The organism is Saccharopolyspora hattusasensis (genome assembly GCF_050972075.1).
Lineage (GTDB): Bacteria > Actinomycetota > Actinomycetes > Mycobacteriales > Pseudonocardiaceae > Saccharopolyspora > Saccharopolyspora hattusasensis.
In genome coordinates this window covers 4823735-4846391 of the sequence record NZ_JBPCDC010000001.1, presented here as the reverse complement: position 1 = coordinate 4846391, position 22657 = coordinate 4823735, and the positions used below count along the sequence as shown (strand labels likewise).

Genomic DNA, 22657 nt, shown 5'->3' with positions numbered 1-22657 from the left:
GTGTGGCAGGGCGGGCTTCTGTCTTTGAAGCGGCGCCAGCCGCTTGGCCCATGCACGCAGCTTGCACCGCCGCGGGTTCTCAGACGTTGTCTGGCGAGGCAGTCCCCAGCGTGGTGAATTGGCGTCGGGGATCCCGCAGACCAGGCGGCGTCTGAGGTTCCGCTACCCGGACCGCCGCGTCGCCTCCGGTAAACGCAAATATCCCACGGATTCGGCCGTGATCAGGCACAATCGTCTTTCGAGACCAACCGAGGGAGACGGGATGCCTGATCGCGAATTGGAGATCGACCGGATCTCCAAGCGCTACGGGAACGTCACCGCGCTGCGGGAGATGACCTTCACCGTGCGCGCGGGCTAGCCGGGTCGTCGAGCTGCTGCTGTCCACGATCAAGCCGACCGAGCTGCTCGCCGGGAAGGTCGTCGGCATCGGCCTGACGAACCTGCTGCAACTGCTGATCATCGCCGGTGCCGGGCTGCTGGCGGCCGGCGTCGGCGGCATGTTGACGCTGCCGTCCGCGGCGCTGGCGAGCACCCTCGCCTGGGCGCTGGTCTGGTTCGTGCTCGGGTTCTTCACCTATGCGACGGTCCTCGCCGCGGCCTCCTCGCTGGTGTCGCGCCACGAGGAGCTGCAGAACGTGATCAGCCCGGTGATCATGGTGCTGGTCGTGCCGTTCGTCATCGGCGTCTCGATGCTGCCGAGCTCGCCGGACAGCACGTTCACGGCGGTGCTCTCCCTGGTCCCGGGCTTCTCGCCGACGCTGATGCCGATGCGCATCGCGCTCGGCGTCGCCGCCCCCTGGGAGATCGCGGTGGCCACCGTCCTGAGCATCGCGGCCATCGCCGTCCTGCTCGCCTCGGCGGCCGGATCTACTCCAACGCGGTGCTGCGCACCGGCTCCCGAGTGAAGGTCCGCGACGCCCTCCACGCGTCCTGAACCGCAATTTCCATTGAAATCGAACCTCTGATTTCCATTGAAATTGCACTGGGACCCGGCAGGTCGAGCCGTTGTTCAGACACGGATCGGCCCCGGGGACCGGCCGAGAGGCCGGTGTCCGGGGCCGCTGGTGGGTCGGTCGCGTCGGCTACCGACTGGATTCAGGTTTCGATTCAGCGCTGGTTGATCGGCTGGTAGGCGCGTTCCGGCGAACCGGTGTACACCTGCCGCGGGCGGCTGATCTTGCGGGCCGGGTCCTCCAGCATCTCGCGCCAGTGCGCGATCCAGCCGGGCAGCCGGCCGAGCGCGAACAGCACGGTGAAGTACTTCGTCGGGAAACCCATCGCCTTGTAGATCAGGCCGGTGTAGAAGTCGACGTTCGGGTACAGCTTGCGCTCGATGAAGTAGTCGTCGGCGAGCGCCTTCTCCTCGAGTTTCAGGGCGATGTCCAGCAGCGGGTCGTTGGCCCCGAGCTTGCCGAGCACCTCGTCGGCGGTCTTCTTGATGATCGCCGCGCGCGGGTCGTAGTTCTTGTAGACCCGGTGGCCGAAGCCCATCAGCCGGACGCCGGGCTCCTTGTTCTTCACCCGGTTGACGAACGAGTCGACGTCGCCACCGTTGGACTGGATGCCCTCCAGCATCTCGAGTACCGCGCTGTTCGCGCCGCCGTGCAGCGGGCCGAACAGGGCGTTGATGCCGGCCGAGATGCTGGCGAACAGGTTCGTCTCGGCGGAGCCGACCATCCGGACCGTCGACGTGGAGCAGTTCTGCTCGTGGTCGGCGTGCAGGATGAACAGCAGGTCGAGGGCGCGGGCCAGCACCGGGTCGACCTCGTAGGGCTCGGCGGGGAAACCGAAGGTCATCCGGAGGAAGTTCTCCACCAGGCCCAGCGAGTTGTCCGGGTAAAGGAATGGCTGGCCGACCGACTTCTTGTAGGCGTAGGCCGCGATGGTGGGCAGCTTGGCCAGCAGGCGGACGGTGGACAGCTCCACCTGGTTCTTGTCGAACGGGTTGAGGCTGTCCTGGTAGAAGGTGGACAGCGCGGAGACCGCGGAGGACAGCACCGGCATCGGGTGCGCGTCCCGCGGGAAGCCGTCGAAGAACTGCTTGAGGTCTTCGTGCAGCAGGGTGTGTCGCCGGATCCGCTCGGCGAACTCGTCGTACTGCTGCTGGGTCGGCAGCTCACCGTAGATCAGCAGGTAGCTGACCTCGATGAAGTTCGACTTTGCCGCGAGCTCCTCGATCGGGTAGCCGCGGTAGCGCAGGATGCCGGCGTCACCGTCGATGTAGGTGATGCCGGAGAGGCAGGCCGCCGTATTGACGAAGCCCGGATCCAACGTCACCAAACCGGTCTGAGCCAGCAACTTGCCGAGGTCCACCCCGGGGGAGCCCTCGGTGGGCTGCTTCACCTGCATTTCGTGCTCGCCGGCGTCATAGCGCAGCGCGACGGTACGTTTGGCGGTCACGTCGTCGGGCATTCGGGAACCTCTCGCGCTCGTCGGGGTGCGCTATCAAGACGACCAGCGCTGCCCGGCCAAGCGGCAGGGCTGCGTCGTCGCCTGCGCGCCGGTCGGGGTGTCCGAACCGCCGCAGCACCACCCCGTTGGGGTCCTGTCAGTAGTCACGCTAGACCGCAGTGGGGCCCCTGCGCAGCTATCGCGTTTCGGCTTTTTGCAGGTGGGACCACGATCACATCACATCGGGCCGATCGCGGCGGATGATTTTCGACCCTCTGGAGCCGAGCGGCCCGTTCATCGTGACCAACAAGCCCGTCCGATCGGGCTAACCATATTTGGACCGTTCGGTCTCGCGCGGTTTACCTCACAAGGTGGCTTCGCGCACGTCGTAGCCGGTTTCGGTCAATCAGGACAGCTCGGCGGCCCACGGCGGTTCCGCACCAGGCCGGGACACGGTGACCGCAGCCGCTGCCGCGGCGAACCGCAGCGCCCGTTCCCACTGCGCCCGGTCGAGCGCCCGTACGGCGTCCGCCGACAGGGCGTCGTTGCGGTGCAGCCAGGCCAGCAGGGCGGCCTGCACGGTGTCGCCCGCGCCGATGGTGTCGACCACCTCGGCGCGCACGCTCGGCACCGTCACCTCACCGTCGCCGGTCACCGCCGTCAGCCCGTCGGCTCCCCTGGTCAGCACCACTGCGGCCGGACCCTGCTGCCGCCATTCGCGGGCCGCCGCGAGCACGTCCTGGCGGCCCGCCAGCCATCCGGCGTCGTCGTCCGAGACCTTCAGCAGCCCCACCGACGGGAGCCAGGAGGCGAACCGCGCGCGGTAGGCATCGGGGTCGGCAATCAGGTCGGCGCGGATGTTCGGGTCCAACGCGATGAACCGGCCGCGCGCGGCCTCCCGGAACAGCACCTCCTCGTACACCGAGGCGCCGGGTTCGAGCACCATGCCGAGAGTGCCCAGGCAGACCGTGGTGGTCCGCTCCGGCAGCGGCCGGGCGGCGACGAAGCGCGCGGCGGTGCCTTCGGTGTGGAAGCTGTAGCGGGCCGAACCGTTCTCGGCCAGCCCGACCACGGCCAGCGTCGTCGGCTCCGGGCCGCGCTCCACCAGCTCGACGTCCACATTGGATAGACACAGCCGCTCGAACAGCTTGTCCCCGAACTGGTCGGTGGACAGCCGGGCGAAGAACCCGGCCGGAATCCCCAGCCGCCCCAACGCGATCGCGACGTTGTACGGGCCACCGCCGAGCCGGGGGTGCAGCGGTCCGAGCTCGCCGTCCGCGGTGGACGGATCCGGGACGAGGTCGACGAGCGCCTCGCCGCCGATGACGATCACATTTCCTCCACTGTGTACTAGACCTCCGGGCCGGCGGTCAGCCCGCCGAGCAGGAACTGCGACAGCGCGGCGAAGGCCGCCGCGTCCGACAGGCCGGTGCGCTCGCCGATCTCCCCGCGCTGGATGCCGACGATGGTGCGGCCGACCATCTCGCCGACGAACCCGGCGTGTACCTCCCGGAACACGCCCTGGCGCACACCCTCACGGATGAAGCCGCGGATCCGGTCGGCGGCCGCGTGCGCGTTGGCCTCGTAGGTCGCGCGGGTCGCGATGTTGGCGGCCATGTCGTCGATGAACTCGCGGGACGCTGGCCGCAGTGCCTCGGCCGCCGCCTCCAGGTACAGCCGCACCTCATCCCGCACGTCGTCGCTGGCCGCGACCCGCTGCTCGACCTGCCGCGTGGCGCCCTTGAAATAGTGCGCGACGACGCGGACCGCGAGCTGCTCCTTGCTGCCGGCCAGGGTGTACAGCGTCGACTTGGAGCAGTGCAGCCGGCCGGCGAGGTCGTCCAGCGTGAAGTGCGCGAACCCCTCCGCGAGGAAAAGGTCGCGCAGCCGATCCAGCAGCTCGGCCCGCCGCGCGTTCACCGGCCGACGACGGCCTTCGGAGGTGGTCATCGGTGGAAGCCTGCCACAGCTCTCGCGAACAGTAGCTCGAAGTTTCCGCTCCGAACTTTCACAGTACTCATGAACGCCCTACAGTACTGGCAAAAGTACTGGGAACAGTACTACCGACAGCTGTCACAATGGCCTCAGGAGCGCGAACCGCCATGCCCGTCGAACGCCTGCTTCCCAATTCCGAAGCCACCGACCTGCTAGCGCTGACCCGCGAAATCGCCTGCGCCGAGCTCGCCCCGCGGGCCGCCGGCAACGAAGCCGCGGAGAAGTTCCCGCGCGACGCCTTCCGCCTGCTCGGCGAGGCCGGCTTCCTCGGCCTGCCGTACTACGAGGAGCACGGCGGCGGCGCCCAGCCGTACGAGGTGTACCTGCAGGTCCTCGAGGAGCTCAGCAGCGCCTGGATGACCGTCGGCGTCGGGCTCTCGGTGCACACCATGAGCTGCTACCCGCTGGCGAACTTCGGCAGCGCGGAGCAGCGGTCCCGGTGGCTGCCGGGGATGATCGGCGGCGAACTGCTCGGCGCGTACGCGCTGTCCGAGCCGCACGCCGGCTCCGACGCGGCGGCGCTGAACACCCGGGCCGTGCGCCAGGACGACTCGTACGCCGTCAACGGGGCCAAGGCCTGGATCACCCACGGCGGGATCGCGGACTTCTACACGCTCATGGCCCGGACCTCGGACGACGGGCCGCTCGGCATCAGCTGCCTGCTCGTCGACGCCGCCACGCCGGGGCTTTCCGCGGGCCCGCCCGAGCACAAGATGGGGCTCACCGGCTCGCCGACCACGCCGCTCTACTTCGAGGACGCGCGGGTGCCCGCCGAGCGGCTCGTCGGATCCGAAGGTCAGGGGCTGAAGATCGCGCTGTCGGCGCTGGACTCCGGTCGGCTCGGCATTGCAGCGTGCGCGGTCGGGTTGGCGCAGGCGGCGCTGGACCTCGCGGTTGACTACGCCAAGAAGCGGCAGCAGTTCGGGCGGCCGATCATCGAATTCCAGGGGTTGGAGTTCCTGCTCGCGGACATGGCCGCGGCCGTGCACTCGGCGCGAGCGACGTACCTCGACGGCGCGCGGCGCCGGGACGCCGGGCTGCCGTTCGGGCAGCAGGCGTCGGTGGCGAAGCTCGTCGCGACGGACGCGGCGATGAAGGTGACCACCGACGCGGTCCAGGTGCTCGGCGGCGCGGGCTACACCCGGGATTTCCCGGCGGAGCGCTACATGCGCGAAGCGAAAGTCCTGCAGATCTTCGAAGGCACCAACCAGATCCAACGCATGCTGATCGCCCGCCACCTCGCGAAGCCCTGACCTCTCGTCCGCAATTTCAATGGAAATTGCGGAAGTTATCCACAACCTCCGGTGTGTCGGGCACCCGACACACCGGAGGTCCGCAATTTCCATTGAAATTGAAGGTCCGATTTCCATTGAAATTGCGGACAGGGGAACCGGGATTCCGCGTTGCGGAAGGGGTTGGTGTCAGGTTGCGGAAAGGGGTTGGTGTCAGAACGGGTTGAGGCCCCAGTGGCCGATCCAGTTCTCGCCGGGTTGCAGGACCAAGAGGTCTTCGCCGGAGTTGAACGCGTTCGGCGGGCAGGTCATCGGCTCGATCGCGATCGCCCTGCCCCGGCCCGGGAAGTCGTCCGCCGTGTAGACCTGCACCCACTTGAACACCGGGTCGGCCCAGAGTTGGACGCCGTGCCCGCTCGGATCGGTGAGCGTGTGCCGCACGAACTCGTCGCCCGGCGCCGGGGTCGCGCCGCCGAAAGCCGTGTCGAGCAGCACACCAGCCAGCCTGCGCCCGGTGCGGAAGTCCATCTCGTCGCCCTGCAGGGCACGCGGCGGTCGCGCCGGGAGCAGCCGCTGCGCGTCCACCGGCAGCACCGTCGACGCCGCCAGCCGGAGCGTGCAGTCGTCGGTTTCGGCGTTGCCGGCGCGCGGGTAGGGATGCACGCCGACCCCGAACGGAACCGCCCGCGACCCCAGGTTCTCCACGGTGTGCGTCACCGTCAGGCCGTCCGCGTCCAGGGCGTACCCGATGGACGTCAGCAGCGGCACCGGCCAACCCGGCTGCGCGGGCACCATCGCGTGCAGGACCACCGTCGACTCGGCATGCTCGACGAGGGTCCACGCGGTGTGCCGCAACAGGCCGTGGATCGCGTTGTGCCGCGCGGGCTCGGTCAGCGCCAACTGCTGCGGCTCGCCGTCGAACCGCCAGCGCCCGTCGGCGACCCGGTTCGGCCACGGCACCATAACTCCGCCAGCACCGGCTGGCGGCAGCCGGTCCGCGTCATAGGTCTCCGCGTACGGCACGCCGTCGACCTCGAAGACCCGAAGCGCCGCACCGACTTCTGTGATCACGGCGCGCGAGGCTCCGGACGCGATCTCGAACTGCCGTCCGGTGGCGGGAACAGGATCATGCACCTGCCAACTGTACGGCCGGTGCGGCGATCGGGTCACCGCGAACGGTGACCCGATCGGGACTCACTTGTTCAACGCCTCGGCATCGAACTTCGTCTGGCCCTTGATGAAGTAGTTGATCAGCCAGAAGATCACGCCGATCCCCAGCAGCGCCCCTGCGATGTAGTACTCGGTCGCCGGACGGCCCGACAGCGGACTGGCGAAGAAAGCGCAGAGGATCGCGCCCAGCACCGGGACCCAGGTGGGCGCCTTGAAGTGCTGGTGCTCCACCTTGTCCTTGCGCAGCACCAGAACCGCCACGTTGACCACCGTGAACACCGCCAGCAACAGCAGTGACGTGGTGCTGCCCAGCGAACCGATGTCCAGGAGGCTCACCAGGATCAACGCGATGATGCTGGTGAACAGGATCGACACCCACGGGGTCCGCCGGGCCCGGTGCACCTTCCCGAACACTGCCGGGACGATGCCCTCGTTCGCCATGCCGTAGACCAGGCGGCTGGCCATCAGCATGTTGATCAGCGCGCTGTTCGTCACCGCGAACAGCGCGATGATGGAGAAGACGACCGGCGGGAACCACGGCGCCGCGGCCTGCACCACGAGCAGCAACGGCCCGCTCGACCCGGCCAACTCGTCGGTGGGCACCAGCGTGGAGGTGATCAGCGCGATCACCAGGTAGATCGACGCCGTGATGGTCAGACCGAGCAGCAGGGCGCGCGGGAAGTTCTTGGCGGGGTTGCGGGTCTCCTCGGCCATGTTCACCGAGTCCTCGAAGCCAACCATCGCGAAGAACGCCAGCGCGGTAGCCGACGTGATCGCCAGCAGCGGCGTGGTCTGGGTGTTGAGCTGGCCCAACCGGCTCGGGTCCGGAACCAGGTCCGGGTTGCTGTTGCCGACGAAGATCGCCCACAGGCCGCACCCGATCACGATCAGCAGGCCGGTGAGCTCGATGCAGGTCAGCACCACGTTCATCTTCACAGACTCGCCGACGCCGCGGAAGTTGACCGCCGCCAGCAGCAGCACGAAGCCCAACGCCACCAGCAAGGACGGCACGCCCTCGCCGAAGATCGCGTCCAGGTAGTCACCGCTGAACGCTTGTGCGGCCGACGAGGCGGACGTGATGCCCGAGCACATCACCGCGAACGCGATGAGGAACGTCAGGAAGTGGATGCCGAACGCCTTGTGGACGTAGAGCGGCGCGCCGCCCGCCTTCGGGTACTTGCCGACCAGTTCCAGGTAGCTGAACGCGGTCAGGAAGGCGACCACGAACGAGACCAGGAACGGGATCCACAGCGCCCCGCCGACCAGACCGGCGACCTTGCCGGTCAGGGAGTAGATCGTGGTGCCGAGGATGTCTCCGACCACGAAGAAGAGCAACAGTTTCGGGCCCATCACCTTCTTGAGGCCAGGCTCCTGCGCACCGCCGGGCGCAGCGTCGTTCACGGTCTGTTCGTTGGCCATAGCAGAGAAGTGTGCAGGGCGGTTCGTCCGGTTGTCTGCCCACCCCTGGTCGAACCGCACTGCTGCGGCCGGATCAAACGGGGCAAGATACCCATTCCGGCACCGTCATGCCTACTCGGCGGCCGGGGCTCGGTAGCGCCAGAACGCGGGCAGCAGGACGGCCGCGACCACCGCGCCGACGACGACCAGGGCCCCGCCCGCGATGATGGCGGTCGAGGTGCCGACCGCCGCGCCCGCCAAGCCGTGCACCGTGTCGGCCAGCCGCGGCCCACCGGCGACGACGACCGTGAACACGCCTTGGATGCGGCCGCGCATCTCGTCCGTGGCCGCCGCCTGCATGATCGAACTCCGGTAGACCATGCTCACCAGGTCCGCCCCGCCGCCCAGGGCCAGGAACAGCACCGCCAGCCACAGCGAGTCGGCCCAGCCGAATCCGATCACCGCGATGCCCCACGCGACGACGCTGGCGGTGACGCCGACGCCGTGCCGCGTCATCCGGTGCAGCCAGCCGGAGAACACCCCGAACGCGAACGCGCCCAGCGGGATCGCCGCGAACAGCCAGCCCAGCGCCGCGCCGCCGCCCGGCGGATCGCCGAAGGTGCGCTCCGCCATCTCCGGGAACAGCGCGCGCGGCATGCCGAACACCATCGCGATGATGTCCATCAGGAACGACGCCAGCAGCACGGAATGCATTGCCAGGTAGCGGAATCCGTCCAGCACCGCGCGCAGCCCGGCGCGCTTCGGGGCGCCTTCCTGCGGCGGCAGCGGCGGCAACCGGAACACCACCCACAGCGCCGCGCACAACGCCACCGCGTCGACCAGGTACAGCACCGAAAGCCCGAGCATCGGCAACAACATGCCGGCCAGCAGCGGCCCGATGATCGAACCGAACTGGAAAACAGTGGCGCCGAGCGCCTGCGCCGACGGCAGCAGGTGCACCGGGATCAGCCGGGCGATCGCGGCGCCGCGAGTCGGCATGTTCACGGCGAAGAACGTCTGCTGCGCGGCGAAGAGCACCAGCACGAGCCAGACCGACCGGACGTCCGCCGCGGCCACCAACCACAGCAGCACGGCGCTGCCTGCCAGGCCGCCGTTGGTGATCAGCAGCAGCTTGCGGCGGTCGACGGTGTCCGCGATCGCGCCGCCCCACAGGCCGAACACCAGCAGCGGCACCAAGCCGAAGATCCCGGCTAGGCCGACGTAGGCGGAGGAGCCGGTGATGTCGTAGAGCTGCTTGGGCACCGCGACCGCAGAGAACTGCGCTCCGACGGCGGTGACGATGTTGGACACCCACAGGCGGCGGTACGCCGGGTACCGCAGCGGCCTGGCGTCGAGGAAGACCTTGCTCAGCAGGGACCTGATGGATCGACGGGACTTGGTCGGGGCTCCGCTGCTGGGTTGCACAGCTGCAAAACCCTAGTGATTAGACCGGCTAACGGCATGCCATTTCCGGGCCCGTGTGACCGATGTCTAACAGGTTTCCGCCAAACCGGACAAAACCCGCCCAAAACTGGCCGGGACCAACACGGCCTCGACCACCTGCGAAAACGCGGCCTGGCCGATGCAGGGCGCGATTTCCCGAAAAATCACGCCAGCCCCTCGCCCGGCGGCCACCCCCCGAGGTGACGCTTCGCGCCGCTGTCGTTTAGACCCGGGTGGTGCGCATTTCCTCGCGAGAATTGCGCACCGCCCGGGTGACCCAGCTCAGGGGGTCCAGCTCAGGGGCCCAGCTCAGGGGGCAAGGCGTTCGACAGTCCAGAGGTCGTTGGAGCGACGGAAGCGCAGGCGGTCGTGCAGGCGGTCCGCGCGACCCTGCCAGAACTCCACGTAATCCGGGCGGATCCGCCAGCCGCCCCAGTGCGGCGGCACCGGCACCTTCTCGGCGTCGGCGAAGCGTCGCTGGATGCCGCTCAGCGACGACTGCAGCGCATCGCGGCCGGCGACCACCTGTGACTGCGGCGACGCCCAGGCACCCAACTGGGAGCCGCGCGGCCGCTCCGCCCAGTACTCGGCGGTCTCGGCGGACGACACCTTCTCCACCGTGCCGCGCACGTTTACCTGGCGCTGCAGGCCCAGCCACGGGAAGGTCGCGGCGGCCACCTGGGTGGCCTTGAGGTCGTGGCTCTTCTCCGAGGTGTAGTTGGTGAAGAACACCACGCCGCGCTGGTCGAAGCCCTTGCAGAGCACGGTGCGCGAGGACGGGATGCCGTCGGGGTTGGCCGTGGCCAGCACCATCGCGTTCGGCTCGACGAGGTCTGCCTGCACCGCTTCGTCGAACCATAGCTGGAGCTGCTCATGCCAGGTGGCGGCGAGCGACGACTCATCCAGTGCCCCGGCCTCGTAGGACACCCGCATGGACGGCAACGCGACGTTTGCCTCCGACATGCTTTTTCCTCCCTGACTCGCCCGGCAGCGGCACGACTCGACTTCTCCGGCTGTTCGCCGGACGGTACGGGTTGGACGGCCGACGCGACACGATTGGTGGCGCCAACCACGCCTACGACGGTAAACGGGATCCGAACGGACGCCGAATCAGTGGTGCTACACGATCGATTCCGCAACCGATGCAGTGATCGTTCCCACACCCGTTCGGACGCCCGGCGCGCAGCAAGGTCTACGCGCCGTGTGCCGCGGGTGCCGTTGCCCGCTCCGTGGCATTCATCAGCTATGAACCTCTAGATCCTTCGCATGGTGACCGATCGCCGCTGCGAGCCGGCGCTCGGCGGCCACGGCGTTCTCGGCCAGCGCGGTGGGCAACTCCTCGCGCGTGTCGATTCGAGATCAGTGACCGGCCGGGCCGCCGCATCAGGTGACCGGGTCGTGCACCGTGACCAGTTTCGTGCCGCCCGGGAAGGTCGCCTCGACCTGCACGTCGTGGATCACCTCGGGCACTCCGTCGAGCACCTGGTCGGCGCGCAGCACCTGGCGGCCGCTCTGCATCAGCTCCACGGCGGTCCGGCCGTCCCGAGCACCCTCCGCGACGTGGTCGGCGATCACGGCCACCGCCTCGGGGTAGTCCGGCTTCAGTCCGCGGTCCAGCCACTCGCACGCTAGGCGGGCCGCAACGTAGACGAGCAACTTGTCGCGCCCTTGAGGAGGGTATCTATTGAACCCACGCGGACCGGCAACACCCGGCGCTGTACTGCAGCTTTACCAGCGGACAGACAATTGAACCGGGACAACCTATTTTCCAAAATTTTGCGCCGCTAACTAAATTATTTCCGGATCGTGTGATCTATCTCATTCCGGAGTTTTCACCAGGTGAATCCGATTGCTTTCACCTCGCGGGCGGGGGCACTGTGTTCACGACGCCCCGCCACGTCCCCCGAGCCGCGCACGCGCGGCACCGAACACCCAGGAGACGAGGCAGCCATGAGCAACGCGGGCCAGTCCGAATTCCGCCCTGGCCTGGAGGGCGTGGTCGCCTTCCAGACCGAGATCGCCGAACCCGACCGCGACGGCGGAGCGCTGCGCTACCGCGGCGTGGACATCGAGGACCTGGTGGGCACGGTGTCCTTCGGCGACGTCTGGGCGCTGCTGGTGGACGGTCGCTTCGGCGACGGCCTGCCGGTTGCCGACGACGCAGTCCTGCCGGTCCGCACCGGCGACGTGCGGGCAGACGTCCAAGCCGCACTGGCGATGATCGCGCCGACCGCTGGTTTTCCGCCGCTGCTGGACATCGACGAGCAACAGGCCCGCGCGCAGCTGGCGCGTTCCAGTGCGCTCGGGTTGTCGTTCGTGGCGCAGTCCGCGCGCGGCGACCAGCCGCCGGTTCCGCACGCCCGGATCGCAGAAGCCGCGACGGCCACCGAGCAGTTCCTGATCCGGTGGCGCGGCGAACCGGACCCCGAACACGTGCAGTCGCTCGACGCGTACTGGGTATCGGCGGCCGAGCACGGGCTGAACGCCTCCACGTTCACCGCCCGGGTCATCGCCTCAACCGGCGCCGACGTCGCCGCCTGCCTGTCCGGGGCGGTCGGCGCGATGTCCGGCCCGCTGCACGGCGGCGCCCCGGCCCGGGTGCTGCCGATGATCGAGGAAGCCGAGCGCACCGGCGACGCGCGCGCAGTGGTGACGTCGATCCTGGACCGCGGCGGGCGGCTGATGGGCTTCGGCCACCGCGTCTACCGCGCCGAGGACCCGCGGGCCAGGGTGCTGCGCAACACCTGCGACCAGCTCCGCGCGCCGCGCTTCGAGGTGGCCCGGGAGCTGGAGCAGGCCGCGCTGGCGGTCCTGCGGGAGCGCCGACCGGACCGGCAGATCGAGACCAACGTGGAGTTCTGGGCCGCGGTGGTGCTCGACTTCGCCCAGGTCCCGACGGCGATGATGCCGGCGATGTTCACCTGCGCCCGGCTCGCGGGCTGGTCGGCGCACATCCTGGAGCAGCAGCGCACCGGCCGCCTGGTGCGCCCGTCGGCGCAGTACGTCGGCCCGAACCCGCGCTCCCCGCAGGACGTCCCGGGATGGGACTCCATCAACCAGCTGATCGCCCCGGTGTGATCGCGGCGTGCTCCGTCTCCGATGGCGGAGGTGAAGCGAACGGACATCCGTTCGCGCCGTCTACCGACGCGGACGGACCGTTCGCCCCGAACCGCTCCCCCGAAGCACCTCCCAGCAGCGGTAGCGTGGAGTGGTGACGGTCACATCCACCGATGCGCAGCGGCGGTTGCACGTCGAGTACGCCGAAGCGCTGGAGGCCGACGCGGAGACCAGCGGCGAGCAGTGCAACGACCTCGTCGAAGCGGCGGATTACTGGCATTTCGCGGGCGAGCACGAGCGCGAAGAACGGGCCCTACGCGCCGCGGCCGAGGTCGACGACGACAACAACGTGCTCAACGGCGCCGCCGCGTACGCGAAGTTCCTGCTGACCCACGGGCGGCGCGCGGAGGCCGAGGAACGCTTCGCGCAGCTGCTCCGCGAGGGCTCGAACTGCGAGTGGGCCTACGCGACGGCGTCGATCGCTTACCAGCTCGTCGACGCACCCCAGGAGGCTCTGCGCTGGCTCAACGTCGGCGTCAACCGGTTCATCCCAAGCCTGGACGTCGAACTGGAGAAGGGCGATGCCGGTTCCGAGCTGCTGCGCCAGCGCAGCCTCCTGCGCCGCGAGCTGGGCCTGCCGAAGGACGGGTTCGACGACCTCCTCGACCGCCTGACCGACCACGGCCGCCAGATCGGCGAGCAGATCCGCGAGATCCGGCGGCACGACGAGACCGAACGGCTCGCGGTCCTCTACTGGCCGCCGGAGGAATTCGCCGAGCTCCAACGAGGACGCCCGACCTGGTACCCGGGCACCACACACCTGGAGCACCGCCGGGAGGTCCAGCGGGCCCTGCGGCAGCACCCGGCACCTGCCGTGGTCATCGGCTCGATCGGGGCGCTGGTGGACTTCGCCGCGTCCTGCGGAATAGCCCCTGGCGAGCGGTCCGCCCGCGAGGAGTTCGCCGCCGAAACCGCCCGCCGCGGGCTCGCGAGCGCCTGGCCGCCGGGCCGCAACGACGCCTGCTGGTGCGGCTCCGACCGCAAGTACAAGAAGTGCTGCGGAGCCCCCGGCTTCGCCTGAGCCACGCGCCGCGGGGCCGACCGCCGCCGCAGGGCCGACCAAGATCAGGTGATGTTGCCCGGCGGGATGTTGGCCAACTGCGATGGTCCGCAGTAAGTTGCGGTGCGGCTGTTCGCAGCACCGGGGTCACCCCTCGGAAACCCTGCTGCAACACTTGAGCCGAGCCGGCAAAGGCGCCGGTCATCAGGCCACTGGCGCGCGGGAGGCACGCCCCGCCACCTGCACAGTCACCACAACAACGCCCGGAGGCGCCGGCATGACGCAGGCCGAGACCATCGATCCGACGACCCTGAAGCTGCCCGAGGAACTCAAGCCCGCCGACGGCCGGTTCGGCTGCGGTCCGTCCAAGGTGCGCGACGAGCAGCTCGCCCACCTGGCCGACGCGGGCGCCGCGCTGATGGGCACCTCGCACCGGCAGAAGCCGGTGAAGTCCCTGGTCGGGCGGGTCCGGGAAGGACTGCAGGAGCTGTTCTCGCTGCCCGACGGCTACGAGGTCGTGCTGGGTGTCGGCGGCACCACGGCGTTCTGGGACGCCGCGACGTTCGGCCTGGTCCGCGAGCGGTCGCTGCACCTCACCTACGGCGAGTTCTCCTCGAAGTTCGCCAAGGCCGCCAAGACCGCGCCGTTCCTGGCCGACCCGGTGGTGGTCGCCGCCGAGCCGGGCGACGCGCCGGAGCCGGTGTCGGACCCGTCCGTCGACCTGATCGGCTGGGCGCACAACGAAACTTCCACCGGCGTGATGCTCGCGCCGAGCCGCCCGGAGGGCTCGGAGAACGCGCTGATCGCGATCGACGCCACCTCGGGCGCGGGCGGGCTGCCCTTCGACGCGGCCGACGTCGACGTCTACTACTTCGCGCCGCAGAAGTGCTTCGCCGCCGACGGCGGGCTGTGGCTGGCCGCGATGAGCCCGGCCGCGATCGAGCGGATCGGCGAGATCGGCGCGTCCGACCGCTGGATGCCGGAGTTCTTGTCGCTGCCCACCGCGCTGGACAACTCCCGCAAGGACCAGACCTACAACACCCCGGCGGTCGCCACCCTGTTCCTGCTCGCCGACCAGATCGAGTGGATGAACGGCCAGGGCGGGCTGGACTGGTGCGTCCAGCGCACCCGCGAGTCGTCGCAGCGGCTGTACTCCTGGGCCGAGGCGTCGGAGTTCGCCACCCCGTTCGTCGCCGACCCGGCGAAGCGCTCCCAGGTGGTCGGCACGGTCGACTTCGCCGACTCCGTCGACGCCGCGGCGGTCGCGAAGGCGTTGCGCGCCAACGGGATCGTGGACACCGAGCCGTACCGCAAGCTGGGCCGCAACCAGCTGCGGGTCGGCATGTTTCCGGCGATCGCCCCGGACGACGTCACCGCACTGACGAAGTCCATCGATTGGGTGGTTTCGCAGCTCTCCTGACACGCATAGCCGCCGGGATCGAGGCCGATCCCGGCGGCTTTTGGCCCGAACGCCACTCCACTAAGTGAACAGTTGGCCACTATTGGTGACATTCACCGAAAATGAGTGATTTTACCCGTTCGCTCAAGCACCACCTTTCCGGCAAGATCGAGGCCGGAGAGAGCGACCAATGCGGATACGACGTGCCCGGCGTGCCTCCCGCGTCAAGGCGGCGCGCCGGGTTACTGTCACAGCTTGGTGACATGTAGGTCGGCGGGAGGCTGGCGTATGCGAGCGCTGCGAGTGGTCGGGCTCGACGAGGACGGTGAATCCGTCATCTGCGAGGACCCGGAGAACGGCGAGCGCTTCACCGTGCCCGCCGACGAACGACTGCGTGCCGCAGCCCGCGGCGACCTCACCAGGCTCGGCCAGGTCCAGATCGAGATGGAAGCCCAGATGCGGCCCCGGGAGATCCAGTCCCGCATCCGCTCCGGCGCGTCCGTGGCGCAGATCGCGGAGGCGTCCGGCATCCCGGAACACCGGGTCGAGCGCTACGCCTACCCCGTGCTGCTCGAACGCGCCCAGATCGCCGAGATGGCGCAGCGCGCGCACCCGGTCCGCGAAGACGGCCCGGACGTCCAGACGCTCGGCGAGGTCGTCGCGCACACCTTCGGCATGCGCGGCCACGAGTACTCCGAAGCCAACTGGGGCTCCTGGCGCGGCGAAGACGGCAAGTGGGTCGTGCAGCTGACCTGGCAGGCCGGGCGCTCGGAAAACCGCGCGCACTGGGTCTTCCACCCGGGCGCGCACGGCGGCACCGTCGCCGCGCTCGACGACCACGCCGCCGACCTGCTCGACCCATCCCCGAACCGCCCACTGCGGACTGTCCGGCCGGTCACCGAGCTGGCGCGCGAAGCGCTGCAGCTGGACCAGCAGGCACAGCCGGTGCAGGAGCGGATGGAGGAGCCGGTGGCCGCGGCGCGGCCGGAGGCTCCGAGCCTCGATCTGGACACCGGCCCGCCGACGGAGCCGGCGGAAGAGCCGGTGGCGGAGGAAAGCGCCGAAGGCGCGACCGCCGAGGCGGCGGAGGACGACGCGCAGCGCAAGGCGGAGCCGCGGCGCGGGCGCAAGAGTCATCCGATCGTGCCGTCGTGGGAGGACGTCCTGCTCGGCGTCCGGTCCCACCGCTGACGACAGAAACCCAACGGGGCCGGGGCGAGCACCAAGCTCACCCGGCCCGTTGGCATGTCCACGGTCACTTGGATTTCGATGGAAATTGCACTCTGTCGGCGTGTCGGACCAAAACACGCCGACAGATGTGGACAACTCCCCCGATTCAATGGAAATCAGAGTTCGGATTTCCATTGAGCCTTTTTCATCTGAGCCTTTGTCATCCTGGTCGATCCGCAGCCGCGACGCCTGAAGTCCCACGGTCCGGGGCTGCCGCAAGCGGCGTAGCCGCCTTGGCCCACCTTCGCAGCCTGCACCGCCGCGGGTTCTCAGCAGTCTTCTCGCGAGGACAGCCCGGCGCCGCGTATTGGTCGGTCATACACAAGTCCCGGGATCCCACAGCCGAGAAGACCGCTGAGGTTCCGCTACCTGCACCAGAACGCAAGAAGAGATTGAAAAACGCGCATTGAAATTGCGTGGTCGGCCGCGATCCGGTGTCAGCCGAGGAGGCTGAGGGTCAGCGCTATCCAGGCGGCGACTATGCCCGCCGCCGTTCCGTAGGCCACCCAGCGCCAGACCGGAACGTACCGGCCCAGCCAGATCGACGGCGTGAACCCGGCCGCGACCGCGAGGTTGACCACCGCCGCGAGGATTCCGCTCACGTCCGCCAGCCCCTGCGTCACCACCACCAGGGTCACCGCCACGATCGCCCCGATGATCGCGCTGACCACCAGGCCCGGACCCCACGGCGTTGGCGGCACCGGGGCGAGCGTTCCGCCACGGCGTCCAGGTATCGCGTGCGCCGAGCGCGGCCGGCCGATGCGGTCCAGTTCGCCGCTGAGCGGGTCGACGTAGCCGATCTGCCCGCCGGTCTCCGCCGCGAGCCGCATCGCCAACTGGCGACCGCGCTGCGACACCAGCTCCGCGTCGTTGTCCGCGGTTTCCTCAGCCTGCACGGCCTCCACCACGTGCGCCCACTCGTGCAACGCAGCGACAAGCGCACCCGGCAGCCTCAGCCGGGCCGGGTCGACCTCGCGACCGACGCCGCGCACCAGCACCGCGCGACCGGATCGTGCGTGCAGCTCCCAGCCGGATTCCCGGGCGTCCATCACGCTCCGCTCATCGCGTGGAAGGTGATCGCCGCGGCGGTGGCGACGTTGAGCGAATCCACCCCGCTGACCATCGGGATCCGGACCGCGACGTCCGCGGCCTCGATGGCCTCGTCGGTGAGCCCCGGGCCTTCCGAGCCAAGCAGCACCGCCACTGAACCCCGGCCCAGCTCCGCGTCGCGAAGGGATTTCGAATCCGCTCGGGGGGTGAGCGCGGCGATCCGGAAGCCGTTGTCGTGCAACAGCTTGAGGTCTTCTGGCCAGGAGGTGAGGTGGGCAAACGGGACCCGGAGCACGTGCCCCATCGACACCCGGACGCTGCGCCGGTACAGCGGGTCCGAACATCCCGCGCCGAGCAGCACGCCGTCGATGCCGAGCGCGGCGGCGTTGCGGAACAGCGCGCCGAGGTTCTCGTGGTCGCCGATGCCTTCCAGCACCGCCAGGCGGCGGGACCGGCCGATGAGCTCCGCCGGCTCGATGACCGGGGCTCGGTCGGCGACCGCCAGCACGCCGCGATTCAGGTGGAAGCCGACCACGCTCGCCATCACGTCGGCATCGGTGACGTAGGCGGGCACGTCGAGGGCGGCGGTGGCCTCGGCCAGTTCCTCGATCCGGCGGCGCACCCCGAACAGCGCCCGCACCGGGTACGGCGAGGCGAGCAGTCGCTCGACCACCACGACGCCTTCGGCGATCACCAGCCCGCGCCCGCCCGGGCGATCCGGGCGGCGGTCCGCGCGGGACAGATCGCGGAAGTCATCGACCCTCGGGTCGTCGGCATCGCTGACCTCCACAATGTGCGCCACGCGCGCATTCTCGCACCCGCCGCCAATCGGGCTGGCCGCCCCGGCTGGCGCGTTGCGGGTGAACCGCGTTGTCGTTCTCGGTCAGTGGGATCGGCGGTGTCGGAGATGCCGGTGTGTCCGTTGACCTGACCCGGATTCGCCTGGGATTCCGGGCAAAACGTGCGAAGATCGACGACTGTGCCGTCCGCCACCGGATCGGCCGACCACAGGAGGAGTAGGTTCGCGACATGGCTCGACTCGGCAACACTGAACTCGACGTCTTCCCCATTTGCCTCGGTGGCAACGTGTTCGGCTGGACGGCCGACCGCGACGAGACCTTCGACGTCCTGGACCGCTACTCCGCCGCGGGCGGCAACTTCATAGACACCGCCGACAGCTATTCCTCTTTCGCTCCGGGCAATTCGGGCGGCGAGTCGGAAACGCTGATCGGCGAGTGGCTGCGCGCCCGGGGCAACCGCGACGACATCGTGATCGCCACCAAGGTCGGCAGGTGGCAGGACCGCCCCGGCCTGTCGGCGGCGAACATCAAGGCCGCGGCCGAAGATTCGTTGCGACGCCTGGGAGTCGATCACATCGACCTGTACTACGCGCACAGCGACGACCAGGCCACGCCGCTGGCCGAGACGCTGGGCGCGTTCGACGAACTGGTGCGGGACGGCAAGGTCCGCTACATCGCGGCGTCGAACTACACCGCACCACGTCTGGCCGAGGCGCTGGAGATCTCGCGCCGCGAGGGCCTTGCCCGCTTCGACGCCTTACAGCCGCACTACAACCTGGTGGAGCGCGGCCACTTCGAGGGCGAACTCGCCGAACTCTGCGTTCGCGAGAATCTGGCGGTGCTGCCGTACTACGCGCTGGCCAAGGGATTCCTGACGGGCAAGTACCGGCCGGGCGGCGACAGCTCGGAGAGCCCGCGGGCCGAGGGTGCCCGCACCTACTTGGACGAGCGCGGCGTGAAAGTACTCGCTGGATTGGACGAAATCGCGACACTCCGTAACGTGCCTATCCCTTCGGTCGCACTGGCGTGGCTGTTGGGACAACGCAGTGTTACTGCGCCGATCGCCAGCGCCCGCAACCCCGAACAGCTAGCGGATCTGCTCCCGGCGGCCCAACTCACGCTCACTTCCGCCGAGCTGGAGCGGCTTGCGGACGCCTCCCGTTGATCATTCTGCGGACCTTCCGGTGACACCGTTTTGGCCGCTGGTCCCCCGGGTACCGATGTGTCACGGTGGTTTCCCCAGCGCTGCGCGCTGACGTGCTGCCGATCAAGCGGGGAGACGGCATGGGAAGGCACGTGGACGATCAACCCTTCAAGCCAGTGGACCGGCAGCGGTATCGGAGCAAGATGCAGCGCGGCCTGGACGCCCTGGCCCGGATGCTCGCCGAAGGCAATTTCTCCTTCCCTCACCAGCAGATGGGGCTGGAGATGGAGCTGTGCCTGGTGGACGACCAGATGGAGCCGTCCATGTCCAACGCGGTGGTGCTGGAAAAGATCAGCGAGCCGGTGTTCACCACCGAGCTCGGCCAGCAGAACATCGAGCTCAACGTCGAGCCCCAGGTGCTGGCCGGGGACAGCGCCCTGAAGCTGGAGGCCCGGATGCGCGCCGCGCTGCTGCGCGCGGACAGCGGGGCGCACGACGCCGGGGCGAAGATCGTCATGATCGGCACGCTGCCGACGCTGCGCAGCGCGCACTTCGACCCGAACTGGCTGTCGCGCAACCCGCGGTACTCGCTGCTCAATGAGCAGATCTTCCTAGCACGCGGCGAAGAAATGCTGCTGGACATGGAGGGCGTGCCGCTCGACGAGGCGCAGTCCGAGAAGCTGCGCTCCTACGCGGACTCGATCCTGCCGGAGTCGGCGTGCACCTCCGTCCAGCTGCACCTGCAGGTGGCGCCGGAGGACTTCGCGGCGCACTGGAACGCCGCGCAGTGCCTGGCCGGGGTGCAGGTGGCCATCGGCGCGAATTCCCCGTTCCTGCTGGGCAAGGCGTTGTGGCACGAGACGCGGATCCCGCTGTTCCTGCAGGCCACCGACACGCGTCCGGTGGAGTTGAAGAACCAGGGCGTGCGGCCGCGGGTGTGGTTCGGGGAGCGTTGGATCACGTCGATCTTCGACCTGTTCGAGGAGAACGTCCGCTACTTCCCGGCGTTGCTGCCGGAGCCGGAGGAAGAGGACCCGGTGGCCGCGCTGGAAGCCGGCCGGGCGCCGACGCTGGCCGAGCTGCGGTTGCACAACGGCACCATCTGGCGCTGGAACCGGCCGGTTTACGACCTGGTGGGTGGGGTTCCGCACCTGCGGGTGGAGAACCGCGTGCTGCCGTCGGGGCCGTCGGTGGTGGACATCGTCGCCAACGCCGCGTTCTTCTACGGCGCCCAGCGGGCGCTCACCGAACAAGATCGTCCATTGTGGACGCAGATGTCGTTCGCGGCGGCGGAGGAGAATTTCTACGCCGGGGCGCGGCATGGCTTCGACGCGCACCTCTACTGGCCGAGCATCGGCTGGATAAAGCCGGATGAGCTCGTGTTGCGACGTCTGCTGCCGATGGCGCACGACGGCCTGCGGGCGTGCGGGGTGTCGGACGCCGCGTGCGAGCGCTACCTGGGCGTGATCGAGAAGCGCTGCCTGGCGAAGCGCAACGGTTCGACCTGGCAGCGGGAAACCGTTGCGCTGCTGGAAGACCGCGGCGCGGACCGGCACGGCGCCCTGGCCGGCATGCTGCGCCGCTACATCGACCTCGCCGACAACGGAGACCCGGTCCACGCCTGGCCGGTGGGGTGATTTCCCCGGAATCGGGCGATCCCCCCAACGTCCAGATCGCAGCTCCCACCTGTACCCCGCAATTTCAATGGAAATCGGAGCTCCGATTTCCATTGAAATTGCGGGATCAGGGCCGCCAGAGGGGTCCGTCGACCTCGAGGACCGGGTGGTAGTTGTGGCTGATGAGATCCACCGGCGCCGTGCCCTCCAGTCGCTGCTTGACCGCGCGTACCCGGCCTTCGATGTCGGCCGCGACCGCCGAGCGTTCTCCGGCAGGCCCAGCACCTCGCCGAACATCGCGATGTCGGTCAGCAGCGTGTCCATCCCGGACGGGCCCGCGGCGCAGGACTCCGAGAGCAGCAGCGTTCGAATCCCGCTGGCCTCCAGCGTTTTCCGGCCCCCGCCGGTCGTGTCGTCGAAGGCGCTGACGTAGCCGCCGACGACCAGGTCGGGCTCGGCTTCGAGGATGCGCTCGTAGGACGGGTACTGGTCGGCGAGCAGCGGCGCCTGGGCGTAGGCGGCGGCCACCGACGGTGGCGGCGCGTGGCCGTCCGGGTAGGCGGTGCCGACCAGCCGATCGCCCAAGCCCAGCGTCAAGAGGATCTCGGTGGCGTGCTGGTTGGGGCTCACCACGCGCTTCGGCGGCTCCGGGACGTCTCGGTGCGACCGCAGTTCGCGATTCGCAACCCGTCACTCTGCGGTTCGGCGGTGGTGCAGCCAGTGATGGAGAGCGTGACGAGGACGAGGGCGAGCAGGAGCCGGTCGGGCCGTCGCGGGTGGCGATTTCGCGCGAAATCGCCATTGCCCACGCGTGCCGGGCGGCGATTTCGCGCGAAATCGCCGCTCCCCGTGACGCGCCCGATCTGCGCGACGAGCAAGCGGCGCATCGTGCGTTCCAGGGTCTAGCCGGCCTGCGGGAATGCGGGAAGGCCGGGACCGCACAAGAGGCTGCGAGTCCCAAACCCCGACCGCAGGCCACGGCGGTCGTTGGAGTCATCCCTCGCGAACGGGCGATCGGGCTCGCCGTGCGGTGCTCGGCCTACCGTTGCGGGTCAGCGCCGGACTTCGGCCGGCTTCTCCCGCTCGCAGGGTCTGCCGAGGATGCTGCCCGACCCCTCGAACCGGGCCAACCGGGCAAATTCCCCCACGCCGCAGGGTTATCGCAGATCACCGGGGCTATTGGCGCAACTCGTCCGACAGGTGAGATCAACACCTCCATGCGGACTAGTTGCCATAGTGTGGCAGTAGCTAGAGACTGTCGACAGCGAAGGGAGATGGTCAATGGCGCAGTACGTGTTGCCGGAGTTGGACTACGACTACGCGGCGTTGGAGCCGGCGATCGCCGGTGAGATCAACGAGTTGCACCACAGCAAGCACCACGCGGCGTACGTCAAGGTCGCCAACGACACGGTGGAGAAGATCGCCGAGGCGCGGGAGAAGGGCGATTTCTCCTCCATCGTGGGGTTGGAGACCACGCTGGCGTTCAACCTGGCGGGGCACTCGCTGCACCTGGCGTGGTGGAAGATCCTCTCGCCGGGCGGCGGGGACAAGCCGACCGGCGAGCTGGCGGCGGCCATCGACGAGGACTTCGGTTCCTTCGACAAGTTCCGCGCTCAGACCCGAATCCGTGAATAGTGGGTTGGGTTGATCATGTTGTATTTGGTGTTGATCT

General features: G+C 69.0%; 19 protein-coding genes and 4 pseudogenes. 11 read left to right on the top strand and 12 right to left on the bottom strand.

The window, feature by feature from the left end:
* Window positions 1-262: 262 nt before the first annotated feature.
* Both ACRXBZ_RS22980 and ACRXBZ_RS22975 read left to right on the top strand, forming a co-directional pair.
* Window positions 263-355: pseudogene (locus ACRXBZ_RS22980) on the top strand (ABC transporter ATP-binding protein); the annotation flags it as partial.
* A 16-nt stretch (window positions 356-371) separates the two neighbouring features.
* Window positions 372-905 carry an ABC transporter permease gene (locus ACRXBZ_RS22975; RefSeq protein WP_433883945.1) on the top strand — a complete coding sequence of 178 codons (534 nt, stop codon included), beginning with the start codon at window positions 372-374 and terminating at the stop codon, window positions 903-905.
* Between the two features lie 202 nt (window positions 906-1107).
* On the opposite strand, the gene ACRXBZ_RS22970 is transcribed toward ACRXBZ_RS22975, so the two are convergent.
* The 3 genes from ACRXBZ_RS22970 to ACRXBZ_RS22960 form a co-directional block, all read right to left on the bottom strand.
* Window positions 1108-2412 carry a citrate synthase gene (locus ACRXBZ_RS22970; RefSeq protein ID WP_433880855.1) on the bottom strand — a complete coding sequence of 435 codons (1305 nt, stop codon included), beginning with the start codon at window positions 2410-2412 and terminating at the stop codon, window positions 1108-1110.
* Between the two features lie 385 nt (window positions 2413-2797).
* Entirely contained in the window at window positions 2798-3724 is a 927-nt protein-coding gene (locus ACRXBZ_RS22965; protein ID WP_433880854.1) for a carbohydrate kinase family protein, read from the bottom strand.
* A gap of 17 nt (window positions 3725-3741) precedes the next feature.
* Complete coding sequence (locus ACRXBZ_RS22960) at window positions 3742-4341, bottom strand: TetR/AcrR family transcriptional regulator (RefSeq protein ID WP_168586395.1); 600 nt, start codon at window positions 4339-4341, stop codon at window positions 3742-3744.
* Window positions 4342-4493: 152 nt separating this feature from the next.
* Here ACRXBZ_RS22960 and ACRXBZ_RS22955 point away from each other — a divergent pair, with 152 nt between their 5' ends.
* Window positions 4494-5639 (top strand): acyl-CoA dehydrogenase family protein, encoded by a 1146-nt coding sequence (locus ACRXBZ_RS22955; protein ID WP_433880853.1) that lies wholly within the window; start codon window positions 4494-4496, stop codon window positions 5637-5639.
* 192 nt (window positions 5640-5831) lie between these two features.
* Here ACRXBZ_RS22955 and ACRXBZ_RS22950 read toward each other — a convergent pair whose 3' ends face one another.
* The 5 genes and pseudogenes from ACRXBZ_RS22950 to ACRXBZ_RS22930 form a co-directional block, all read right to left on the bottom strand.
* The gene (locus ACRXBZ_RS22950) at window positions 5832-6752 is read right to left on the bottom strand and encodes an aldose 1-epimerase family protein (RefSeq protein ID WP_433880852.1); all 921 of its coding nucleotides are present in this window, start codon (window positions 6750-6752) and stop codon (window positions 5832-5834) included.
* A 60-nt stretch (window positions 6753-6812) separates the two neighbouring features.
* Window positions 6813-8207, bottom strand: coding sequence for an APC family permease (locus tag ACRXBZ_RS22945; protein ID WP_433880851.1), 1395 nt, complete (start codon window positions 8205-8207; stop codon window positions 6813-6815).
* 111 nt (window positions 8208-8318) lie between these two features.
* The gene (locus tag ACRXBZ_RS22940) at window positions 8319-9611 is read right to left on the bottom strand and encodes an MFS transporter (RefSeq protein WP_433880850.1); all 1293 of its coding nucleotides are present in this window, start codon (window positions 9609-9611) and stop codon (window positions 8319-8321) included.
* A 327-nt stretch (window positions 9612-9938) separates the two neighbouring features.
* On the bottom strand, window positions 9939-10592 hold the full coding sequence (gene pdxH / locus ACRXBZ_RS22935) for a pyridoxamine 5'-phosphate oxidase (RefSeq protein WP_433880849.1): 654 nt from the start codon (window positions 10590-10592) through the stop codon (window positions 9939-9941).
* A gap of 420 nt (window positions 10593-11012) precedes the next feature.
* Window positions 11013-11303: pseudogene (locus tag ACRXBZ_RS22930) on the bottom strand (urease subunit gamma); the annotation flags it as partial.
* A 276-nt stretch (window positions 11304-11579) separates the two neighbouring features.
* Here ACRXBZ_RS22930 and ACRXBZ_RS22925 point away from each other — a divergent pair.
* From ACRXBZ_RS22925 to sepH, 4 genes are all read left to right on the top strand, one after another.
* A complete protein-coding gene (locus ACRXBZ_RS22925) occupies window positions 11580-12707 on the top strand; it encodes a citrate synthase 2 (protein ID WP_433880848.1) in 1128 nt (375 codons plus the stop codon).
* Window positions 12708-12840: 133 nt separating this feature from the next.
* Window positions 12841-13767: an SEC-C metal-binding domain-containing protein gene (locus ACRXBZ_RS22920; protein ID WP_168586387.1), complete on the top strand. Its 927-nt coding sequence runs from the start codon at window positions 12841-12843 to the stop codon at window positions 13765-13767.
* A 256-nt stretch (window positions 13768-14023) separates the two neighbouring features.
* Window positions 14024-15166: a phosphoserine transaminase gene (gene serC, locus ACRXBZ_RS22915; protein ID WP_433880847.1), complete on the top strand. Its 1143-nt coding sequence runs from the start codon at window positions 14024-14026 to the stop codon at window positions 15164-15166.
* Window positions 15167-15433: 267 nt separating this feature from the next.
* Entirely contained in the window at window positions 15434-16336 is a 903-nt protein-coding gene (sepH, locus tag ACRXBZ_RS22910; protein ID WP_433880846.1) for a septation protein SepH, read from the top strand.
* Window positions 16337-16812: 476 nt separating this feature from the next.
* Here the strand turns inward: sepH and ACRXBZ_RS22905 are convergent, their stop codons facing one another.
* On the bottom strand, window positions 16813-17424 hold the full coding sequence (locus tag ACRXBZ_RS22905) for a DUF2537 domain-containing protein (protein WP_433880845.1): 612 nt from the start codon (window positions 17422-17424) through the stop codon (window positions 16813-16815).
* Window positions 17424-18227: a TrmH family RNA methyltransferase gene (locus tag ACRXBZ_RS22900; protein ID WP_433880844.1), complete on the bottom strand. Its 804-nt coding sequence runs from the start codon at window positions 18225-18227 to the stop codon at window positions 17424-17426. The genes ACRXBZ_RS22905 and ACRXBZ_RS22900 overlap by 1 nt, the downstream gene beginning before the upstream one ends.
* A gap of 227 nt (window positions 18228-18454) precedes the next feature.
* On the opposite strand from ACRXBZ_RS22900, the gene ACRXBZ_RS22895 reads away from it, so the two are divergent.
* The 3 genes from ACRXBZ_RS22895 to ACRXBZ_RS22885 all read left to right on the top strand — a co-directional run bounded on the left by ACRXBZ_RS22895 (window position 18455) and on the right by ACRXBZ_RS22885 (window position 21418).
* Window positions 18455-19390 carry an aldo/keto reductase gene (locus ACRXBZ_RS22895; protein ID WP_433880843.1) on the top strand — a complete coding sequence of 312 codons (936 nt, stop codon included), beginning with the start codon at window positions 18455-18457 and terminating at the stop codon, window positions 19388-19390.
* 119 nt (window positions 19391-19509) lie between these two features.
* Window positions 19510-21006 carry a glutamate-cysteine ligase family protein gene (locus tag ACRXBZ_RS22890; RefSeq protein ID WP_433883944.1) on the top strand — a complete coding sequence of 499 codons (1497 nt, stop codon included), beginning with the start codon at window positions 19510-19512 and terminating at the stop codon, window positions 21004-21006.
* 154 nt (window positions 21007-21160) lie between these two features.
* Window positions 21161-21418: a hypothetical protein gene (locus ACRXBZ_RS22885; RefSeq protein ID WP_433880842.1), complete on the top strand. Its 258-nt coding sequence runs from the start codon at window positions 21161-21163 to the stop codon at window positions 21416-21418.
* Here the strand turns inward: ACRXBZ_RS22885 and ACRXBZ_RS22880 are convergent.
* Both ACRXBZ_RS22880 and ACRXBZ_RS22875 read right to left on the bottom strand, forming a co-directional pair.
* A pseudogene (locus ACRXBZ_RS22880) lies at window positions 21304-21615 on the bottom strand (ABC transporter substrate-binding protein); the annotation flags it as partial. The gene ACRXBZ_RS22885 and the pseudogene ACRXBZ_RS22880 overlap by 115 nt on opposite strands.
* The gene (locus ACRXBZ_RS22875) at window positions 21612-21872 is read right to left on the bottom strand and encodes a hypothetical protein (protein ID WP_433880841.1); all 261 of its coding nucleotides are present in this window, start codon (window positions 21870-21872) and stop codon (window positions 21612-21614) included. The gene ACRXBZ_RS22875 and the pseudogene ACRXBZ_RS22880, both read right to left, overlap by 4 nt.
* A gap of 394 nt (window positions 21873-22266) precedes the next feature.
* Here ACRXBZ_RS22875 and ACRXBZ_RS22870 point away from each other — a divergent pair.
* Window positions 22267-22602, top strand: a pseudogene (locus tag ACRXBZ_RS22870) (superoxide dismutase); the annotation flags it as partial.
* Window positions 22603-22657 lie beyond the last annotated feature (55 nt).